12 protein-coding genes and 1 pseudogene are annotated in these 16,950 nt (G+C 56.7%); 7 read left to right on the top strand and 6 right to left on the bottom strand.

What is annotated here, in order from left to right; translation table 11 throughout:
• The first annotated feature begins 108 nt into the window (after window positions 1-108).
• Window positions 109-1,557 (top strand): hypothetical protein, encoded by a 1,449-nt coding sequence (locus tag AABB29_RS11655; protein WP_341366748.1) that lies wholly within the window; start codon window positions 109-111, stop codon window positions 1,555-1,557.
• Between the two features lie 28 nt (window positions 1,558-1,585).
• A pseudogene (locus AABB29_RS11650) lies at window positions 1,586-1,684 on the top strand (cyclic pyranopterin phosphate synthase); the annotation flags it as partial.
• Window positions 1,685-1,762: 78 nt separating this feature from the next.
• On the opposite strand, the gene AABB29_RS11645 reads toward AABB29_RS11650, so the two are convergent.
• The 4 genes from AABB29_RS11645 to AABB29_RS11630 are packed head-to-tail and all read right to left on the bottom strand — an operon-like array spanning window position 1,763 to window position 7,274.
• Window positions 1,763-2,926 carry a M20 aminoacylase family protein gene (locus AABB29_RS11645; RefSeq protein WP_373636518.1) on the bottom strand — a complete coding sequence of 388 codons (1,164 nt, stop codon included), beginning with the start codon at window positions 2,924-2,926 and terminating at the stop codon, window positions 1,763-1,765.
• A 48-nt stretch (window positions 2,927-2,974) separates the two neighbouring features.
• Window positions 2,975-4,294, bottom strand: coding sequence for an FAD-dependent oxidoreductase (locus tag AABB29_RS11640; protein WP_341369097.1), 1,320 nt, complete (start codon window positions 4,292-4,294; stop codon window positions 2,975-2,977).
• Window positions 4,294-5,448 carry an acetylornithine deacetylase gene (gene argE / locus AABB29_RS11635; RefSeq protein WP_341366750.1) on the bottom strand — a complete coding sequence of 385 codons (1,155 nt, stop codon included), beginning with the start codon at window positions 5,446-5,448 and terminating at the stop codon, window positions 4,294-4,296. Before argE ends, AABB29_RS11640 begins: the two co-directional genes overlap by 1 nt.
• Before the next feature lie 5 nt (window positions 5,449-5,453).
• The gene (locus AABB29_RS11630; protein WP_373636516.1) at window positions 5,454-7,274 is read right to left on the bottom strand and encodes an ABC transporter ATP-binding protein; all 1,821 of its coding nucleotides are present in this window, start codon (window positions 7,272-7,274) and stop codon (window positions 5,454-5,456) included.
• A 278-nt stretch (window positions 7,275-7,552) separates the two neighbouring features.
• Here AABB29_RS11630 and AABB29_RS11625 point away from each other — a divergent pair, with 278 nt between their 5' ends.
• From AABB29_RS11625 to yghX, 4 genes are all read left to right on the top strand, one after another.
• Window positions 7,553-9,277 carry a peptide ABC transporter substrate-binding protein gene (locus tag AABB29_RS11625; RefSeq protein WP_341366751.1) on the top strand — a complete coding sequence of 575 codons (1,725 nt, stop codon included), beginning with the start codon at window positions 7,553-7,555 and terminating at the stop codon, window positions 9,275-9,277.
• Window positions 9,278-9,364: 87 nt separating this feature from the next.
• Window positions 9,365-10,372 (top strand): ABC transporter permease, encoded by a 1,008-nt coding sequence (locus tag AABB29_RS11620; RefSeq protein WP_341366752.1) that lies wholly within the window; start codon window positions 9,365-9,367, stop codon window positions 10,370-10,372.
• Window positions 10,365-11,324: an ABC transporter permease gene (locus AABB29_RS11615; protein WP_373636515.1), complete on the top strand. Its 960-nt coding sequence runs from the start codon at window positions 10,365-10,367 to the stop codon at window positions 11,322-11,324. The genes AABB29_RS11620 and AABB29_RS11615 overlap by 8 nt, the downstream gene beginning before the upstream one ends.
• A 114-nt stretch (window positions 11,325-11,438) precedes the next feature.
• On the top strand, window positions 11,439-12,353 hold the full coding sequence (gene yghX, locus AABB29_RS11610; protein WP_373636514.1) for a YghX family hydrolase: 915 nt from the start codon (window positions 11,439-11,441) through the stop codon (window positions 12,351-12,353).
• Here yghX and AABB29_RS11605 read toward each other — a convergent pair.
• Window positions 12,350-13,414 (bottom strand): phospholipase D-like domain-containing protein, encoded by a 1,065-nt coding sequence (locus tag AABB29_RS11605; RefSeq protein ID WP_341366753.1) that lies wholly within the window; start codon window positions 13,412-13,414, stop codon window positions 12,350-12,352. The genes yghX and AABB29_RS11605 overlap by 4 nt on opposite strands.
• A gap of 216 nt (window positions 13,415-13,630) precedes the next feature.
• Here AABB29_RS11605 and AABB29_RS11600 point away from each other — a divergent pair, with 216 nt between their 5' ends.
• Window positions 13,631-15,466 (top strand): ATP-binding protein, encoded by a 1,836-nt coding sequence (locus tag AABB29_RS11600; protein ID WP_373636513.1) that lies wholly within the window; start codon window positions 13,631-13,633, stop codon window positions 15,464-15,466.
• A gap of 39 nt (window positions 15,467-15,505) precedes the next feature.
• Here AABB29_RS11600 and AABB29_RS11595 read toward each other — a convergent pair whose 3' ends face one another.
• Window positions 15,506-16,939: an NAD(P)(+) transhydrogenase (Re/Si-specific) subunit beta gene (locus tag AABB29_RS11595; RefSeq protein WP_341366755.1), complete on the bottom strand. Its 1,434-nt coding sequence runs from the start codon at window positions 16,937-16,939 to the stop codon at window positions 15,506-15,508.
• Window positions 16,940-16,950 lie beyond the last annotated feature (11 nt).

The raw sequence follows: 16,950 nt of genomic DNA, 5'->3' as shown, positions 1-16,950 counted from the left end.
ATCGAAGCTCAGATGCAATATCGTAGATAGTCCATTACAGATAAATTCACATTGAGATTCCCATCTACAACGGTAGTCTTTTCATGTAAGTTACGAGGACCAATGTTGATGCAAATTCTGCGCAAATTACTTCACAGCGCTATAGTGTATATCATTTTGGCAGGCCCCGTTTTTCCTGATGCAAACTCTGAGGCTAACCTCCTGTTCACTGAAGCCATGCTAAAATGGCGTGATTATCAATCGGTCTCCACCAGCGAAACGACCAACATTCAACAGATTGAGGAATGGCACCAAGCGTTAAGCCAAGTGAAACAAAATCTCGAATCGATTGTCATGGAGCATCCTGGCAGTGATTTGAGCGTTCAGCTTTTGATAGGCCCCGTGGGTGATTTAAGCATCGAGGCCGTGAACGCAGAAATCGCAAGATACGACAGCGAACTGAGTAAATTGAATTGCTTTGAAACGCTGGAGACCTATTGCTTGCTGCAGATCGCGGAGGAGATGATTGTCGATCTACCTGTTGCGAATCATAAATTCGCTTATGCCGATCTTTGGCTAACGCAAGCCATGACCGACAATCCTGAAAACGTCTGGCAGTTGCTTGAGCAAACAGAATACGATGAAGAGTTAAGCTGGTATTACTCTCAAATGGTGACTGCGATATCCATCGACACGATGGTCGCAGGAAATGCCAGTGAACTCACAGCTGTACTCTCAAATCTTGATTCTAGGTATTTGCATAGTTTCGATTTCGATCGGATGGCTCAAAGGCGCCTTTTTCAACGGGTAGGATTGGATGATGCGATCAAAAGTCTGGTTGAGGCAGGAGGTAACAAACTTGGTGATTTGATTGAGGTGGTCGACGGTGACTATACCGTCGACACGTTTTTAAATCACATTTTGTCAAACGAAAATTTTATTTTCCGGATGCATGTGACACGAGATTTGATGCGTGCAATTTATCGATCAGACAACACCGATACAACAGTATTCTCCTATATTGCTAGGACAGTACAAGCGGTCACCGAAGGTGACTTAAGGCTCGATAATTTTGTGGATGGATATGAGCGTGTCACGCGCGTAAAATTGGGGCTTACCGACTACACGTTCGACGGTGACAACCTTGATGACCGAAACCCTGCCCTGCTCTATCTTTTGTTCGATCAAGGTGACGTTGATACCGCATTACAGCATGTTCAAGAGCTACACTCGGATCAACTCGACATTCTTCTGTCTTGGCTAATTGATAGCAGAAAATTTGAGACAGCAGCCCAGGTGATACACGTTACCGGCCAGACATTGTACGAGCGCCAGAAACAGGACCTGCTAAATCTGATCGCAATCAAAATGGTCGAACAAAGGGATTTCATCTCTGCATTTGAAGCTTATGAGGAAGTGGACGACGATGGAGAGTTGTATTTTAATCTGCTAATGCTCGCATCCCTAGCTGGTGAACATGAGGCTGCATTAAATGTGGTCATAAATCAGCCCGACATTTGGTTTCGCTTTATTGGTATGCTCGCCATCGCGGAAGGCCGCTATCTTAGTAAAATTTGATGACTGATATACTTGGACGAAGTCCTTTGCAGCCATCGCGCTGAAGCCCAAAGGGCATGATTTTGACTATTCCCGCCAGCAGGTCGATGGGCAGGTTAGCCGGCATATGTCCCATACGGGCGGCTGATCGCGTAAGAAGGGAACAGCCCCCTTACGCCGTAAATTTCCCGTACAGAACCTGTACATATGCTGTACATACGCAGCCTTAAGCTGCGGGCATCCGCTGCTCGACAATTTCCGCCCACCAGCTGCAGCCAGCCGGGATCGCTTCATCGTTGAAATCATATTCCGGGTGGTGAACCGCCGCCGTATCTCCGTTGCCAACCAGAATATAAGCGCCGGGGCGTTCTTCGAGCATGAAGGAAAAATCCTCGCCCCCCATCACAAGCGGGGCATCTTCGCAGGCCCCGGCAACCACCCGCGCCGCTTCGGCGGCATATGCGGTATGTTCATCATGGTTCACCATGCAAGGGTAACCCCGGTAATAGGTCACATCGGCGCTGGCACCAAAGCTGGCTGCCACCCCGGTCGAGATCGCCTTGAGCCGCTCTTCGGCCAGATTCCGCATCTCGGCTGACATTGTCCGCACGGTGCCTTTCAAATGCACCTTTTGCGCGATGACGTTAAACGCCTTGGATGAGGTTTCAACAGATGTCACAGACACAACGATCTGTTCTACCGGGTTGGCGTTGCGGCTGGCGATGGATTGCAGCGCAGTGATCACATGCGCTGCGACCAGCGTGCTGTCGATCGTTTCATGCGGTTTGGCCGCGTGCCCGCCGCGCCCTTCGATGGTGATAGCAAACTGATCTGTCGCCGCAAAAAACGCGCCGGGCCGGATCGAAAACTGTCCGGTCGGCAGACCCGGCCAGTTATGCATGCCGTAGACCTCGTCAATGTTCCACCGGTCCATCATCCCGTCTTGACACATCTCGCGACCGCCGCCGCCGCCCTCTTCGGCGGGTTGGAAGATCACGACAACGGTCCCGTCAAAATTGCGCGTCTCGGCAAGGTATTTTGCCGCCCCCAGCAGCATCGCCGTATGCCCGTCATGCCCGCAGGCATGCATCGCCCCGTCGGTTTTGGATTTGTAATCAAGCCCCGTTTGTTCATGGATCGGCAAAGCGTCCATATCCGCGCGCAGCCCGATCACCTTGCCCGAGCCGTTTGACTTGCCCTTGATCACCCCAACCACGCCGGTCCGGCCAATCCCGGTCACGACCTCATCGCAGCCAAAGGCCTGCAATTTTTCCGCAACGATCCCGGAGGTCCGATGTGTCTCAAACAGGATCTCAGGATTTTCGTGCAGATCGCGTCGCCAGGCGGTAATCTCTGGCAGCAATTCGGCAAAGCGGTTCTTAACGGGCATGATCTTCTCCGGAAATGTAGTCTAATGCGGGGGCCGTGTTTGATCTGATCAAACATCCGGGCCTTTTTCTAATGTTGTGCCTTCGGTGAACCGAGACAAGCGAAAACGTCCGATTTCGTGCTTCACAGTTTCGCCAAGCACCAGCTGGGCTGCGATTTGCCCAAAAGCTGGTCCGATGCCGAAACCGTGCCCGCTCATCCCCGTGGCAATCGTCAGTCCGGGCAGGTCGCCCGCCTGATCAACCACTGGCACAATATCCGGCATTGCGTCGATCATCCCCGCCCAAGTCGATCGAAGAGTGACCCCACCCAAGGCCGGAAAGTGATCACCAAAGGCTTTGGCCAGTTTGCGCAATTTGCGCCTGTTTGGCGCAGGGTTCAGCACGCGCATCTTTTCAAAGGGGCTGATCTGTTCTGCCGACCAGCGCCGGGCCGTTCCCCAACCATCGGGGTAATGCCGCGGCGCGGCGGGCCAAAGCCTTGTGCCCAGCGGGTCTGCCTTGATCAGGTCCTTGAAATGCCCCAGCGCCCGGAAGGCATCGGGGCCGATGAACAGCTCTTGAAACCCAGGCGGGGCAAGCGTGTAGCCCCCGTCCTGCCGCCGCCGAAACGCCAGTTTTCCGTCAGAGGCCGCCCCCTCAAACACCAGTGGCAGCGGTTCTGTCGCCGCGACAGAGGCCCGCACGGAAAGCTGGGGGATATGCACACCGTGCCGCCGCAAAAACAGCGCCGACCATGCACCGCCGGCGACAACGACTGCCGTCGTCTTAATTGGGCCTGCTTCGGTAATCACGCCGCTGATCCGCCCCGCTGCGATATCAAGCACCCGCGCTGCGCAGTTTTCGCAAATGATCACCCCATCCCGCACCGCCGCCCGCGCCAAGGCAGGCACCGCCAGCGCCGGTTCCGCCCGCATATCGCTGGCCGTCCACAGCGCGCCTTGCCAATGCGTTGCCGCCCCCGGCAGCAGCTTTTGGGTCTCGGCCGCGCTGAGCAGCTTGGTGTCGATCCCTGCCTCTTTGGCATGCGGCAGCCATTTTTCGTAGCGCGCGATATCGGCAGGTTTGCGTGCCAGATAGGCCACGCCGGTTTGCCGCAGCCCGATATCTTCGCCGATTTCACGGTTCAATTGCCGCCACATGGCCGCCGCTTCGCACATGATCGGCAGCTCGGCCCGGTCCCGCCCTTGTGCCCGGATCCAGCCCCAGTTTCGCGTGGATTGTTCGGCCCCGACCTGCCCTTTTTCAACCAAAACGACCTTTTGCCGTTTCTTGGCAAGTGCCCATGCGGTCATCACCCCGATGATCCCACCCCCAATGACCACCACATCCGCGTTCTCGGGCATGGGACCCTTAGCCACGCCCGGCATCATTGTGCCAGCGTGTCGATCAGCTTGGCGATGAATGCCTCGCCCTTTTGAAATTGATCGATGCTGATAAATTCATTGGGCTGATGGGCCTGCGCGATATCCCCCGGCCCGCAGATCACTGCCGAATAACCGCGTTCCTGAAACTGCCCTGCCTCAGTTCCATAGCTGACCACATGGGTGCCGTTATCGCCGGTCAATTGCCGCGCCAGCCCCTCTGCCACCCCATCTTGTTCCGGCTTCAGCCCTGGCAGATCAAAATATTGATCGGCGGTGATCCCGGCCTCGGGGCGTATGGCTTTCATTTCCGCCTCAAGCTCGGACAATTTCGCCTGAAACCGTGCTTGCCAATCGCCGATATCTTCGCCCGGTACGATCCGGAAATCGAAACCGAAATGGCAGTCTTTGGCCGTGATGTTATGGGCCGTGCCGCCGGTGATCGTGCCCACATGCAAGGTCGTGTAAGGGGGCACAAAATCAGCGGCCAGCGGCCCGGGCGTTTTGGCGGCGTTTTCGGCGTTTACCTCATTGGCCCAGTTGATCAGTTTGGCTGCCATCATGATCGCGCTAACGCCCGTTGGCGCCAGCGATGAATGCACCTCAAACCCTTGGAAATGCATGTGATAGCCGATGCCGCCCTTATGCCCGGTGACGACTTTCATCATCGAAGGCTCGCCCACCAGGACGGTATCCGCCCGGGGCATTCCCATCGCCACCATGTGATCGATCATCGGCGGTGCGCCAAGGCAGCCGACCTCTTCGTCATAGCTGAGTGCGATTTGCAGGGGTCGTTTGATCCCGCGTGCCAAGGCGAGCGGTACGGCGGCCAGTGCCAGCGCGTCAAAGCCTTTCATGTCGCAGGTTCCGCGCCCGTAAAGCCGGCCATCGCGTTCTGTCACCGTGAACGGATCGCTGTCCCAGGCTTGCCCATCCACGGGCACCACGTCCGTATGCCCTGACAGCACCACCCCCCCATCGACCTGCGGCCCGATATGGGCATAAAGCGCGGCTTTGCTGCCATCTGCATTTGGTACTTTGGTGCTGCTGACGCCCAAATCGGCCAGGTAGTTTTCAACGAAATCAATCAGTTCCAGATTGCCATCCCGGCTAACCGTCGGAAAGGCGACAAGCCGGTCAAGCAGCGCACGCGCATCCATCGCCCTTACGTCCCGGCGTTTTCGATAACGAAATGTTCGGGGCCAACTTGCTTATATTGCGACTTTTCCGGCGCATAATCGAGCGGGTGGATCGGTGATGGAATCGGGCGAAATTCGCGGTCTTGCCCCAAGGTCCGTTCGCGCGGGTTGGCGACGGGCACGGCCGAGAGCAGCCGTTTGGTGTAGTCATGCTGCGGGTTTTCGAACACAGCGCTGCGCGGTCCGATTTCCACGATCCGCCCCAGATACATGACACCCACGCTATGGCTGACCCGTTCGACCACCGCCATGTCATGGCTGATGAACAGATAGGACAGCCCCAGTTCGGCCTGCAGTTCCATCATCAGGTTCAGCACCTGTGCCTGCACACTGACATCCAGCGCGCTGACCGCTTCGTCAGCGACGATCAGCTTGGGGTTCAGCGCGAGAGCCCGGGCGATGGCGACCCGTTGCCGCTGCCCGCCAGATAGCTCATGCGGATAGCGCTTGAGAAAGCTCCGGGGCAGTTCAACCCGGTCAAAAAGCTTGGCAACCCGTTCATCCATTTCGGCGCCAGAACAGATGCTATAGTTTTTCAAAGGTTCGGCGACCTGATCACCCAGCACCATTTGCGGATCAAGCGATGCAAACGGATCCTGGAACACCATTTGCATATCCCGGCGCGCATCGCGCAGGGCGCTTGGGCTCATAGCGCGCACATCTTCCCCATCGATCCGAATTTCGCCTGCGCTGGGTTCAACCAGCCGCAGGATCGACCGACCGCAGGAGGATTTACCACAACCTGATTCGCCCACAAGCGACAGGGTTTGCCCCCGTTTGAGCGTAAACGACACGTCTTCGACCGCATGGACCTGCGCCACAGTCCGTCGCAAAAACCCGCCTTTGACGGGGAAACGGGTGGTCAGCCCTTTGACCTCAAGCAGGACCTCATCCGTGCCTTTGATCGGCTCGGCCGCCACATCACTGCCATCCATCAAACGCAGGGGCACAGGGTATTCTGTACCTGTCATTTCGCCCAGTCGCGGCACGGCGGCCAGAAGCGAACGGGTGTATTCATGCTGCGGATTTTCGAAGATTTCGGTGACCGTGCCCTCTTCAACTTTGTTACCGCGGAACATCACAACGACGCGGTCGGCAATCTGCGCCACAACCGCCATGTCATGTGTAATGAACAAAACGGCGGTGCCTGATTCTTTTTTCAGCTGATCGATCAGAGCCAGAATTTCGGCCTGAATTGTCACATCCAGCGCTGTTGTCGGTTCATCCGCGATCAGCAGGCGCGGCTGACACGCGAGCGCCATGGCGATCACAATCCGCTGCCGCATCCCGCCTGACAATTCATGCGGATATTGGTCCAGCCGCCGCTCTGGTTCAGGGATACGCACCTGCCGCAACAGCGCGATCGCGGCTTTGCGCGCTTCGGCTTTCGACATTTTCTTGTGGTGGATCAGCCCCTCTGTCAGCTGCATTCCCAAGGTGAAAACCGGATTGAGCGAGGTCATCGGTTCTTGGAAGATCATGCCTATTTCATTGCCGCGCACGTCTTGCATGGCAGCGTCTGAGCGCTTGGTCAGATCTTCGATACGCCCGTCGCGATGTTCGAAATTCAGCTCGCCATTGACGATCTCGCCGCCGCCATAACCGATCAGTCGCATCAGCGCCATCGACGTCACAGATTTGCCCGACCCGCTTTCGCCAACAACACAAACCGTTTCGCCGGGTTTGATATCAATCGAGACGTCTTTGACCGCAACGACAGTGTTCTTTTTCGTCGGAAACTGAACGCGCAGGTTTCGGATATCGGCGATGGGTCTGGTATCGAGCATGATGTGTCCGGGGATCGTGATGATTTGTTCCTACGCTGGCCCTTGCGCAGCGCGGTGTCAAACGGCGATTCTGTAATCAACTGCCCATATTGCGTGCAACCTGCTCAAATCCAACGCAGTTTACCCCTTGCAATCGCACAAAATCATCGCTTCTATCTTCGCTATGCTGGCTTCGACTTTTGGTCGTTTGCATACAGCACTCATAAATCTGCATCCGCCAAACGCGGGGCCGTCGGGCAAAAAGTTGCTTTGATGAAGAATCAACAAGGAGAGAAAGTATGAAACTCAAAACAGCCCTTCTGGGCGCTGTTGCTGGCACGTCGCTGGCCACTGTCGCGTTTGCCGACGCGCATGAAGGCGAGCGTGGCCGCGATGGCGAAGTCAAAATCATTTATTGGCAAGCCCCATCGATCCTGAACCCGTTCCTGTCAGGCGGCACCAAAGATATCGAAGCTGCGTCGCTGGTGATTGAGCCTTTGGCCCGCTACAACCCACAAGGCGAACTGATCCCTTGGCTGGTTGACGAAGTCCCGACTGTCGCAAATGGCGGCGTGTCCGAAGACCTGATGTCCATCACATGGAAAATCTCGGAAGGTGTCCAATGGTCTGACGGCACGCCGTTCACATCAGCTGATGTGAAATTCACATATGAATACTGCACCCACCCCGAATCTGGTTGTGCCCAGCTGACCAAATTCGAAGGCGTTTCATCGGTTGATACACCTGATGATTTGACCGTTGTGGTGAACTTTGCAGCGCCGACCCCGTTCCCATACGGCCCCTTTGTCGGCGGTGAGAGCCCGATCCTGCAGGCGGCCCAATTTGCTGAATGCGTCGGTGCCAGCGCCCCTGAATGTACAGATGAGAACTTTGGCCCCATCGGCACTGGTCCATTTGTCGTGACCGAATTCCGCACAAATGACGTCATCCAGCTGGTAGCCAATGAAAACTACCGCGTGGAAGGCAAACCCGCCTTTGCATCTGTGACCTTCAAAGGTGGCGGCGATGCGACAGCAGCTGGCCGCTCGGTCATGGAGACAGGTGAATTTGACTATGCCTGGAACCTGCAGCTTGCCCCCGATGTGATTGCATCCATGCAAGAGGGTGGTTTGGGCACCCCGGTCGCTGGTTTCGGCCCGCTGGTTGAGCGCATCATGCTGAACCAAACGAACCCTGATCCGGCACTTGGCCCTGATGAGCGTTCCGTTGTTGGCCCGCACCCATTCCTGGGCGATCCTGCCGTTTACAAAGCCATGTCGCTGGCCATCGACCGTCCATTGCTGGTTGAGCTGGGCTATGGCCAAGCTGGTAAGGTTACCTGTAACTGGGTCCCTGCCCCTGCGGCGGTGAATTCCGATACTTTCTCATGCGACACCCAAGATATCGCAGCTGCGAACGCCATGCTGGATGAAGCAGGCTATGCCGACACCAATGGCGACGGTATCCGCGAAACACCTGATGGGGTTCCAATGGAAATCCTTTATCAGACATCCACCAATGCTGTCCGTCAGGATTTCCAAGCCCTGATCAAAGAGTGGTGGTCAGAGATCGGCATCGAGGCCGAGCTGCGCAATATCGATGCGTCTGTCTTCTTTGGTGGCGACCCAGGTTCGCCTGACACCTTCCAGAAGTTCTATGCCGATGTTGAAATGTACGCCAACACATTCAACGGCACCGACCCGCAAGCCTATCTGGCCAACGGTCTGTGCGACAAGGCCCCAAGCCCTGCATCGCAGTGGCAAGGTGAGAATATCAGCCGCTTCTGTGATGAAGAGTTTGACGCCCTTCATGCGCAGCTGACCACAACCGCCGATGCCGATGAACGTGCTTCGATTGCCCGTCAATTGAACGACATCATGGTTGAAAAAGGCGGCATGATCCCACTGGTACACCGCGGTCGTCTGTCGGCCCATGCCACCAGCCTGGGCGGTGTTGACCTGAACGTTTGGGACAGCGAGCTGTGGAATGCAGCTGACTGGTACCGGACTGGCGATAACCGTTAATTCGGCTATTCCTTTTCGCGGGGCGCACATTGCTGCGCCCCGCCTCTTCCCCTCTTTATGAAACGATGAACTGAGGCGCCCCCTTTTATGCTGAACTACACGATCCGTAGATTGGTCCTATCGATCCCGACGCTTTTGTTTATCGCTTTGGTGATTTTCCTTTTGCTTGAGCTCGCCCCCGGCGATCCGATGGGTCAGATGCCCCTGACCATCCCCGATGACGTCAAGCAACGCATGCGCGAAGCCCTTGGCCTGGGCGAGCCGTGGTATGTCCGCTTTTATCTGTGGCTGTATCAGTTCTTTATCGTTGAGCCCCAATATTGGATCGACGGCATCTTTGGCACCAACTTTGCCGATGGCGCCCAGCGCATCATCAGCTTTCAATCCCGCAGCCCCGTCTTTGACACCATCGCCGAGCGTTTGCCCCAGACCCTTTGGGTGGTTGGCATGTCTTATGTTGTTGGCGTCGCAATCGCTCTGCCCATCGGCATTATCAGTGCCTATAAGCAGTATTCTGTCTTTGATCAGGCGGGCACCTTTGTCAGCATGATCGGCTTTTCCGTCCCACCCTTCTTTTCGGGTGTTTTGGTGATCGTGATCTTCTCGGTCCAGCTGGGCTGGTTGCCCTCGATATATGATACCACCCACGAAGTTGTTGACTGGGAAACCTTCAAATTCCAGCTGCGCCAGATGATCATGCCCGTCATGGTCCTGGCCCTGCAAACAACGGCACAAGTCAGCCGCTACATGCGCGCCTCGATGCTGGATAATCTGGGTCAAGACTATGTCCGCACGGCCCGCGCCAAGGGCATGTCTGAAAGTGTTGTCGTCATGCGCCACGTCTTCCGCAACTCAATGATCCCCGTCATCACCGTCATCGCCTTGGGTATCCCATCAATCTTTGGCGGCGCGATCATCACCGAACAGGTGTTCAAGGTGAACGGTCTGGGCCAGCTTTTGATCATCGCCTTGCAAGGCTCAGACATTCCGATGGTCATGACCATCACCTTCCTGCTGGCGGTTCTGATCGTCCTGATGAACCTGATTGCCGACGTCCTTTACGGCGTCCTTGACCCGAGAATTCGCTATGACTGATGTGAGCCTTTCAAAAACCGCACCCGAGGGCGAAGAGAAGCCGCGCAGCCAGTGGTGGGACGTCTGGGAGCAATTCAGCAGCCATAAAGGCGCGATGGCTGGCCTGATCTTTTTGGTCTTCATTACCCTCTTTTGTCTGGTTGGCCCGCTGCTGTGGGATGTTGACCCGGGCAAGCTGGATGTTCGCAACAAGGATGTCCGCCCGATCTATACGGCGATCTGGGATGCCGATGCCAAAACAAGCTGGGCCCGCCCCATGGGCACCGACCATCTGGGCCGCGATATCATGGCCAATATGATGCAGGGCGGCCGGATCAGTCTGGCTGTTGGCTGGACCGCCATGGTCCTTGCGATCGTGATCGGCACATTGGTTGGCGTACTTTCGGGATATTTTCGCAGGCTTGATTGGGCGTTGATGCGCTTTACCGATCTGGTTCTCGCGCTTCCGCTATTGCCGCTCTTGCTGGTCATGATGCTGCTGTTCCGGGATCCGCTGCGCGCGGCCTTTGGCCCCGAAAACGGGATTTTCATACTGATCGTCGTCGGTATCGGCATCACATCATGGATGCAGACTGCCCGGATCGTTCGGGGCGATGTGATGGCCCTGAAAGAGCGCGAGTTTGTACTGGCTGCTCGGTCCATCGGCACCCCCCCAAGCAAGATGATCACCCGGCACGTGTTGCCGAATGTGCTGTCACCCATCATGGTTTCGGCCACCTTGGGTCTGGCCACCGCGATCATCACCGAAAGCGCCCTGTCTTTCCTTGGTCTTGGTTTTCCTTCAGACTTCCCCACATGGGGTAAGATCCTGTTTGACAGCGTTGACCGCATGACCGCCTTCCCTGAGCGTGTTTTGTGGCCCGGTATGGCCATTTCGCTGACGGTTCTGGCCGTGAATTATATTGGCGATGGCCTACGGGACGCGCTTGATCCACGTATCCGAGGGGTTTAAGGCGCACAGCCTTTGCCCCGCCCTCATTGTTTTGTGATTTGCGCCTGTTACAGGCTGACTTCTACAACAACCGAGGGCTGACATCGGATCGGCCCTAACAACGGGAGATCCAGTATGAACCACATGACACCCAAAGCCCCTAAGGCCCGTATGACGGCAAAGGACTTTGATCAGGAACTTCTTGATCTGTATGATTTCTATGCCCACGGGAAAATCACCAAGCGCGAGTTTCTGGACAAGGCCGGCAAATTCGCCGTTGGCGGTGTGACCGCTATGGCCCTGCTCAATATGCTCAGCCCCAACTACGCCATGGCCGAGCAGGTTTCGTTCAACGACCCTGATATCGTACCTGAATACATCATGTACCCATCGCCCAATGGCCACGGTGAAGTGCGCGGCTATCTGGTCAAACCAGCCAATGCAACAGGCCCCCTGCCTGCCGTTTTGGTCATTCATGAGAACCGTGGTCTGAACCCCTACATCGAAGATGTGGCCCGGCGCGTTGCCAAGGCTGGCTTTATGGCATTGGCCCCCGATGGGTTGACCTCTGTGGGTGGTTACCCCGGCAATGACGCCGAAGGCCGTGATCTGCAGCGCACCGTGGATGGTGAGAAGTTGATGAATGACTTCTTTGCAGGCTTTGAACATCTGATGGAACGTGACGACAGCACCGGCAAAGTGGGCGCAGTAGGCTTCTGCTATGGCGGCGGTGTCTGTAATGCGCTGGCTGTGGCCTATCCGGAAATGGGTGCGTCAGTGCCGTTTTATGGCCGTCAAGCCTCCGTCGAGGATGTGCCAAAGATCCAGGCGCCACTGATGCTGCAATATGGTGAGCTGGACGAGCGCATCAACGAAGGTGCACCGGCCTATCGCGCAGCACTTGAGGCGAACGACAAGGTCTTTGAAGAGCACATCTACCCCGATGCCAACCACGGTTTCCACAATGACAGCACACCGCGCTATGACGAAGCGATGGCTGATCTGGCATGGGAACGCACCATTGGCTGGTTCAACACCTATCTGACCTAATCAGGTAGCGGAATGGGCTCGCCCTGGTGCGTGATGATCCGGTCGATTTCGGCCCGAGCATAAAGCGCCAGGCGGGCCTGATCATCGCGCGCTTGGCCATCGGGCAGATCAAGATCACCAAAAACGATGATGTTTTCGTCGTTCAGCAGGTTCGCAGGCCCGGTGTAATTGAAGCTGCCGATGATCGTCAGCTGGTCATCAATGACCATCAGCTTGTGATGCACCTTGCGCACCCCTGTCCCGGTCCTGTTCCGGTGCAGGGTCACATCCCCCGCCTGCAACGTATGTTTGGCCGCCCATGATTGGTTCGCCTGCCTCCGGTCCAGCACCCCTGTCACCTGTAGCCCCTTTTGCCGCGCGTTCACCAAGGCGTCGTCAATCCCTGACGACTGCGCAAAGGTGAAGGCTGCAAAGTCGATCCGGGTTTCGGCCTTGATCATCTGTTTGATGAATTCCATTTCTGGCGCATGATCCGGCGCGAAAAGCGGTTTGATCCGGATCCCGCTGACGAAGTGATTTTCAAGCGGTTTGCGCGGCGTCTCTAAGCTACGTTTCCCAAATATTCCCTTGCGCATCTGCCGGAATTCGCGGGCATATTCGCGGGCGACCTCGATGTCATCGATAATCGCCAAATGGTTCAGGTTCTTGGTCACCCCGGTTGTGGTGAAATTGGTTGAGCCTGTCAGCGTCGCCGACCGATCCCGCACGATGAATTTCTGGTGGAAGATGTTAGGGTTATAATCCGCCTTGGCGTCCACCCCGACCCGCAGGATGCGCGTCAGCAGCTCGCGGTTAATCTCTTGGGTGCCAAGCCCATCGTCAGCAGGCGTTTTGGCCTCGCGCAGGTAGTCTTGTTCCAGGATGACCTGGATGCGGACCCCGCGCCTGCGTGCCGCGATCAAGGCTTCGGCAATGGGCCGGTGGTCGAGCTCTTGCACCGAAACCAAAAGTTCGGACTGCGCGGCCCCGATGAAATCGATGATCGGGGCCTCAAGACTGTCGGGGGCCCCGACCGTATCGGGCCCCATGAAAAGCGTAATCGCACCTGCTTGGACGGGCATGTGTCACCTCTGAATAAATTCAATCAATAGTTGAGAGGCTCGCATTGCCGCATGATTCTGGCAAGCCATCCGTTGCCCCTGCGGCGTCACCGTTCCCGCCATGCGCTTTATTTTAAGGCGTGAAACATAGTTTCGGTTGCTACATTTACGCGAACCATGCTAGCGTCACGACCGCCTTAGATGAATGCCGACCAGTGGCTTTGTAGTGTGATCGAGATGCATTCCAGACTGTCCAATCTGATTACCTACGTTTTGCGAAACAACCGCGCCTCAGCGCGGCCTGCAATCGACCCGACCGAGGGCGAGGTGATGGCCCGCCGTGCCTTCGCCGTCTCACGTCTGACACCCCCGATGATGATCGCAAATTTGCTCAACGCGTTTTCCATTCCGCTCGTATTACACCTTGAGGATCAGTCACGCCTTGATGCCTATATCTGGGCGATCATTGTTGGCACGAATGCCTGTTATTTCCTGTTTCAGATCTATCGCAGACGCAACAAACCCTTTCCCAAGGTCTTGTCCCAACGCGTGCATCGCCGCGCGGTGATCCAGGCCGCGCTGCTGGGTGCACTCTGGGCCTATCCCGGCCTTGTGATGTTACCCCATCTTGAGGGGCTTGCGCAGGCTTTTCTATGTGCCATGGCCGCAGGCATGGTCGCGGGCGGCGCGATCACCCTTTATCCAATCCCGGCTGCGGCCTATGCGTTTTGCGGCACTGTCGTCGTGGGATCACTGGCCGGGTTCAGCCGGACGGCTGAGCCCGCTTTTTGGGGCTATGCTCTTGTATCGGCCACCTTTGCCCTGATCATCTATCGTAGCATCGCGCGTCACGAACGGATCTTTGTTTCGGAATTTCGGCTGCGCAAGCTGCTGGATCGCCGCAATGATCATATGGGCGAAATGCTAGAGCAGGCCCGCGAAGAGGTCCGCACCGAGCGCCAGCTTGCTGAAAAGCGTATGCTACAGACCCAAAAGATGGAGGCCATTGGCCAGCTGACCGCCGGGATTGCCCATGATTTCAACAACCTGCTGACCGCCGTGCGCGGCAATGCCGAATTGCTCAAGCTTGAGAATGACGCCCAATCCGACCTGATCGACCCGATCATTCAATCGGCTGACAGTGGGGCTGCATTGGTCCGCCAGTTGCTGGCCTTTGCCCGCAAACAGACCCTTGCCCCCGCCCCTGTGAACACCCGCCAGGCGATCTCGGAAACGGCCGCCCTGCTGCGTCGCAGCCTGCGCGAAGACATCACCGTTGAGACCCAATTCGAAGGCACCCCATGGCCGATCCGAATTGACCCGCATTTGCTGAGCAATGCCTTGCTGAACCTTGGCACCAATGCCCGCGATGCGATGCCCCAGGCGGGCACGATCACCATTTCAACACGCAATTTGGCCGCTGAGTCCGATTTCGTGCGCGTCAGTTTTTGCGACACCGGGACGGGCATGCCCGAACATGTGCGCGAACGCGCGATTGAGCCGTTTTTCACCACAAAGGAGTTTGGCGCAGGCAGCGGGTTGGGCCTGTCGATGGTTTACGGTTTTGTCAAACAATCCGGTGGCGACATGTCTATCGAACATGCGGCAAGCGGCGGTGTCTGCGTCCGGCTGGATCTGCCCCGCTCATACGAAATGCCTGATACGCCCGATGATGCCCCGGCCCCGGAAGGCCCCGCCCCCGAAACCCAAAGCATTCTGCTGATCGAGGACAATCAGGTGGTCATGCGCACCCTTTTGGGCATTCTTCAGTCACTGGGCTATGCCGTCACGGCAGTGGAAAGTGTCGAGAGTGCCCGCAAGGTTTTGGCGGATGAAAACCCGGATATTCTTATCACCGATATTGTGCTGCCGGGTGGTCAATGGGGCAGCGGCTTTGCCCGTGAAATGGCCAAAACCCGTCCGCAGATGCGCATCCTGATGATCTCGGGCTTTCATTCAGAATTGGCGTCATTGGGGTTAGAGCCGCATCAGGGCACCTTGCTGGCCAAGCCATTTAGCCGCGAGCAACTGGAGCAGGCACTGCGGACTTTGCAGCCATCTTGCATGGAGTAAAAGGGTGCCGCGAGATATGTCGCGGCACCCCTTTTGGTTCTAGTCGATCTTGGGCAGAAGCGCGTCAAGCGACGCTTTTGCGTCCCCGTAGAACATCCGCGTATTGTCTTTGAAGAACAGCGGGTTTTCGATGCCTGAATAGCCCGTTCCCTGCCCACGCTTGGACACAAACACCTGCTTGGCTTTCCAGCATTCCAGCACGGGCATCCCCGCGATAGGGCTGTTTGGGTCGTCCTGTGCGGCCGGGTTCACGATGTCATTGGACCCAATCACAATGGCGACGTCCGTTTCAGGGAAGTCCTCGTTGATCTCGTCCATTTCCATCACGATGTCATAGGGCACTTTGGCTTCCGCCAGCAGCACGTTCATATGCCCGGGCAGACGCCCGGCCACAGGGTGGATCGCAAAACGCACGTTTTTGCCCTTGGCGCGCAGTTTACGCACCAATTCCGCCACCGCCGTTTGCGCCTGTGCCACGGCCATCCCGTAGCCCGGGATGATGATCACACTGTCAGCTTCGTTCAAGGCTGTGGCAACGCCGTCGGCGTCAATGGCAACCTGTTCGCCTTCCACGGCCATCTGCTCACCTGCGGGGCCGCCAAAGCCGCCCAGGATCACGCTGATGAACGACCGGTTCATCGCTTTACACATGATGTAAGACAGGATCGCGCCCGAGGACCCGACAAGCGCGCCCACAACGATCAACAGATCATTGCCAAGGCTGAAGCCAATGGCCGCCGCCGCCCAGCCGGAATAGCTGTTCAGCATGGAGACAACGACAGGCATATCCGCCCCGCCGATCCCCATGATCAGGTGATACCCGATAAAGAGCGCGGCCAAGGTCATCAGGAACAGCGGGAAGAACCCGCCGGTGTTGAAGTACCAGATCAGTGCGATCAGGGACACGGCCGCCGCGCCGATGTTCAACATATGGCCACCAGGAAGCTTGGTGGCCGCTGAGTCGACTTTGCCTGCCAACTTGCCATAAGCAACGACAGAGCCGGTGAACGTAATCGCGCCGATGAAAATCCCAAGGAACAACTCGACCCGTAGGATGCTGATCTCGATAGCTGATTTGTCGGCAATCAAGGCGGTAAATGCCCCCAAACGCTCACCTAACAGCAGCTTAGGATCAGCGACGTTGCCAATGGTGATATGCGCGATCAGTCCGACAAGCACCGCTGCCAGACCAACCAAAGAGTGCATCGCAGCAACCAATTCGGGCATCTGCGTCATCTGCACTTTGGTCGCCAATTGATAACCAATGACCCCGCCGCCTGCGATCAGGACGATCGAGAACAGCCAAAGGCCAGAGCCCGGACCCACAAGCGTCGCAAAGACGGCCAGAGCCATGCCCGCGATGCCATACCAGACCGCGCGCTTGGCGCTTTCCTGGTTGGAGAGCCCACCCAATGACAGGATGAAAAGAACTGCTGCGACGACGTAAGCCGCTGTTGTAAAACCGTATTCCATGATCCTACCTC

It is taken from the genome of Yoonia sp. BS5-3 (assembly GCF_038069655.2).
Taxonomy (GTDB): domain Bacteria; phylum Pseudomonadota; class Alphaproteobacteria; order Rhodobacterales; family Rhodobacteraceae; genus Yoonia; species Yoonia phaeophyticola.
This window is presented reverse-complemented; position numbering and strand designations above follow the sequence as displayed.

Bases quoted from the DNA above. Each gene is read 5' to 3' on its own strand.
- AABB29_RS11645 (WP_373636518.1), bottom strand. From the start codon at position 2,926: ATGCCCGTTAAGAACCGCTTTGCCGAATTGCTGCCAGAGATTACCGCC.
- AABB29_RS11620 (WP_341366752.1), top strand. From the start codon at position 9,365: ATGCTGAACTACACGATCCGTAGATTGGTCCTATCGATCCCGACGCTT.
- AABB29_RS11605 (WP_341366753.1), bottom strand. From the start codon at position 13,414: ATGCCCGTCCAAGCAGGTGCGATTACGCTTTTCATGGGGCCCGATACG.
- yghX (WP_373636514.1), top strand. From the start codon at position 11,439: ATGAACCACATGACACCCAAAGCCCCTAAGGCCCGTATGACGGCAAAG.
- argE (WP_341366750.1), bottom strand. From the start codon at position 5,448: ATGGATGCGCGTGCGCTGCTTGACCGGCTTGTCGCCTTTCCGACGGTT.
- AABB29_RS11595 (WP_341366755.1), bottom strand. From the start codon at position 16,939: ATGGAATACGGTTTTACAACAGCGGCTTACGTCGTCGCAGCAGTTCTT.
- AABB29_RS11615 (WP_373636515.1), top strand. From the start codon at position 10,365: ATGACTGATGTGAGCCTTTCAAAAACCGCACCCGAGGGCGAAGAGAAG.
- AABB29_RS11630 (WP_373636516.1), bottom strand. From the start codon at position 7,274: ATGCTCGATACCAGACCCATCGCCGATATCCGAAACCTGCGCGTTCAG.
- AABB29_RS11640 (WP_341369097.1), bottom strand. From the start codon at position 4,294: ATGCCGGGCGTGGCTAAGGGTCCCATGCCCGAGAACGCGGATGTGGTG.
- AABB29_RS11625 (WP_341366751.1), top strand. From the start codon at position 7,553: ATGAAACTCAAAACAGCCCTTCTGGGCGCTGTTGCTGGCACGTCGCTG.
- AABB29_RS11655 (WP_341366748.1), top strand. From the start codon at position 109: ATGCAAATTCTGCGCAAATTACTTCACAGCGCTATAGTGTATATCATT.
- AABB29_RS11600 (WP_373636513.1), top strand. From the start codon at position 13,631: ATGCATTCCAGACTGTCCAATCTGATTACCTACGTTTTGCGAAACAAC.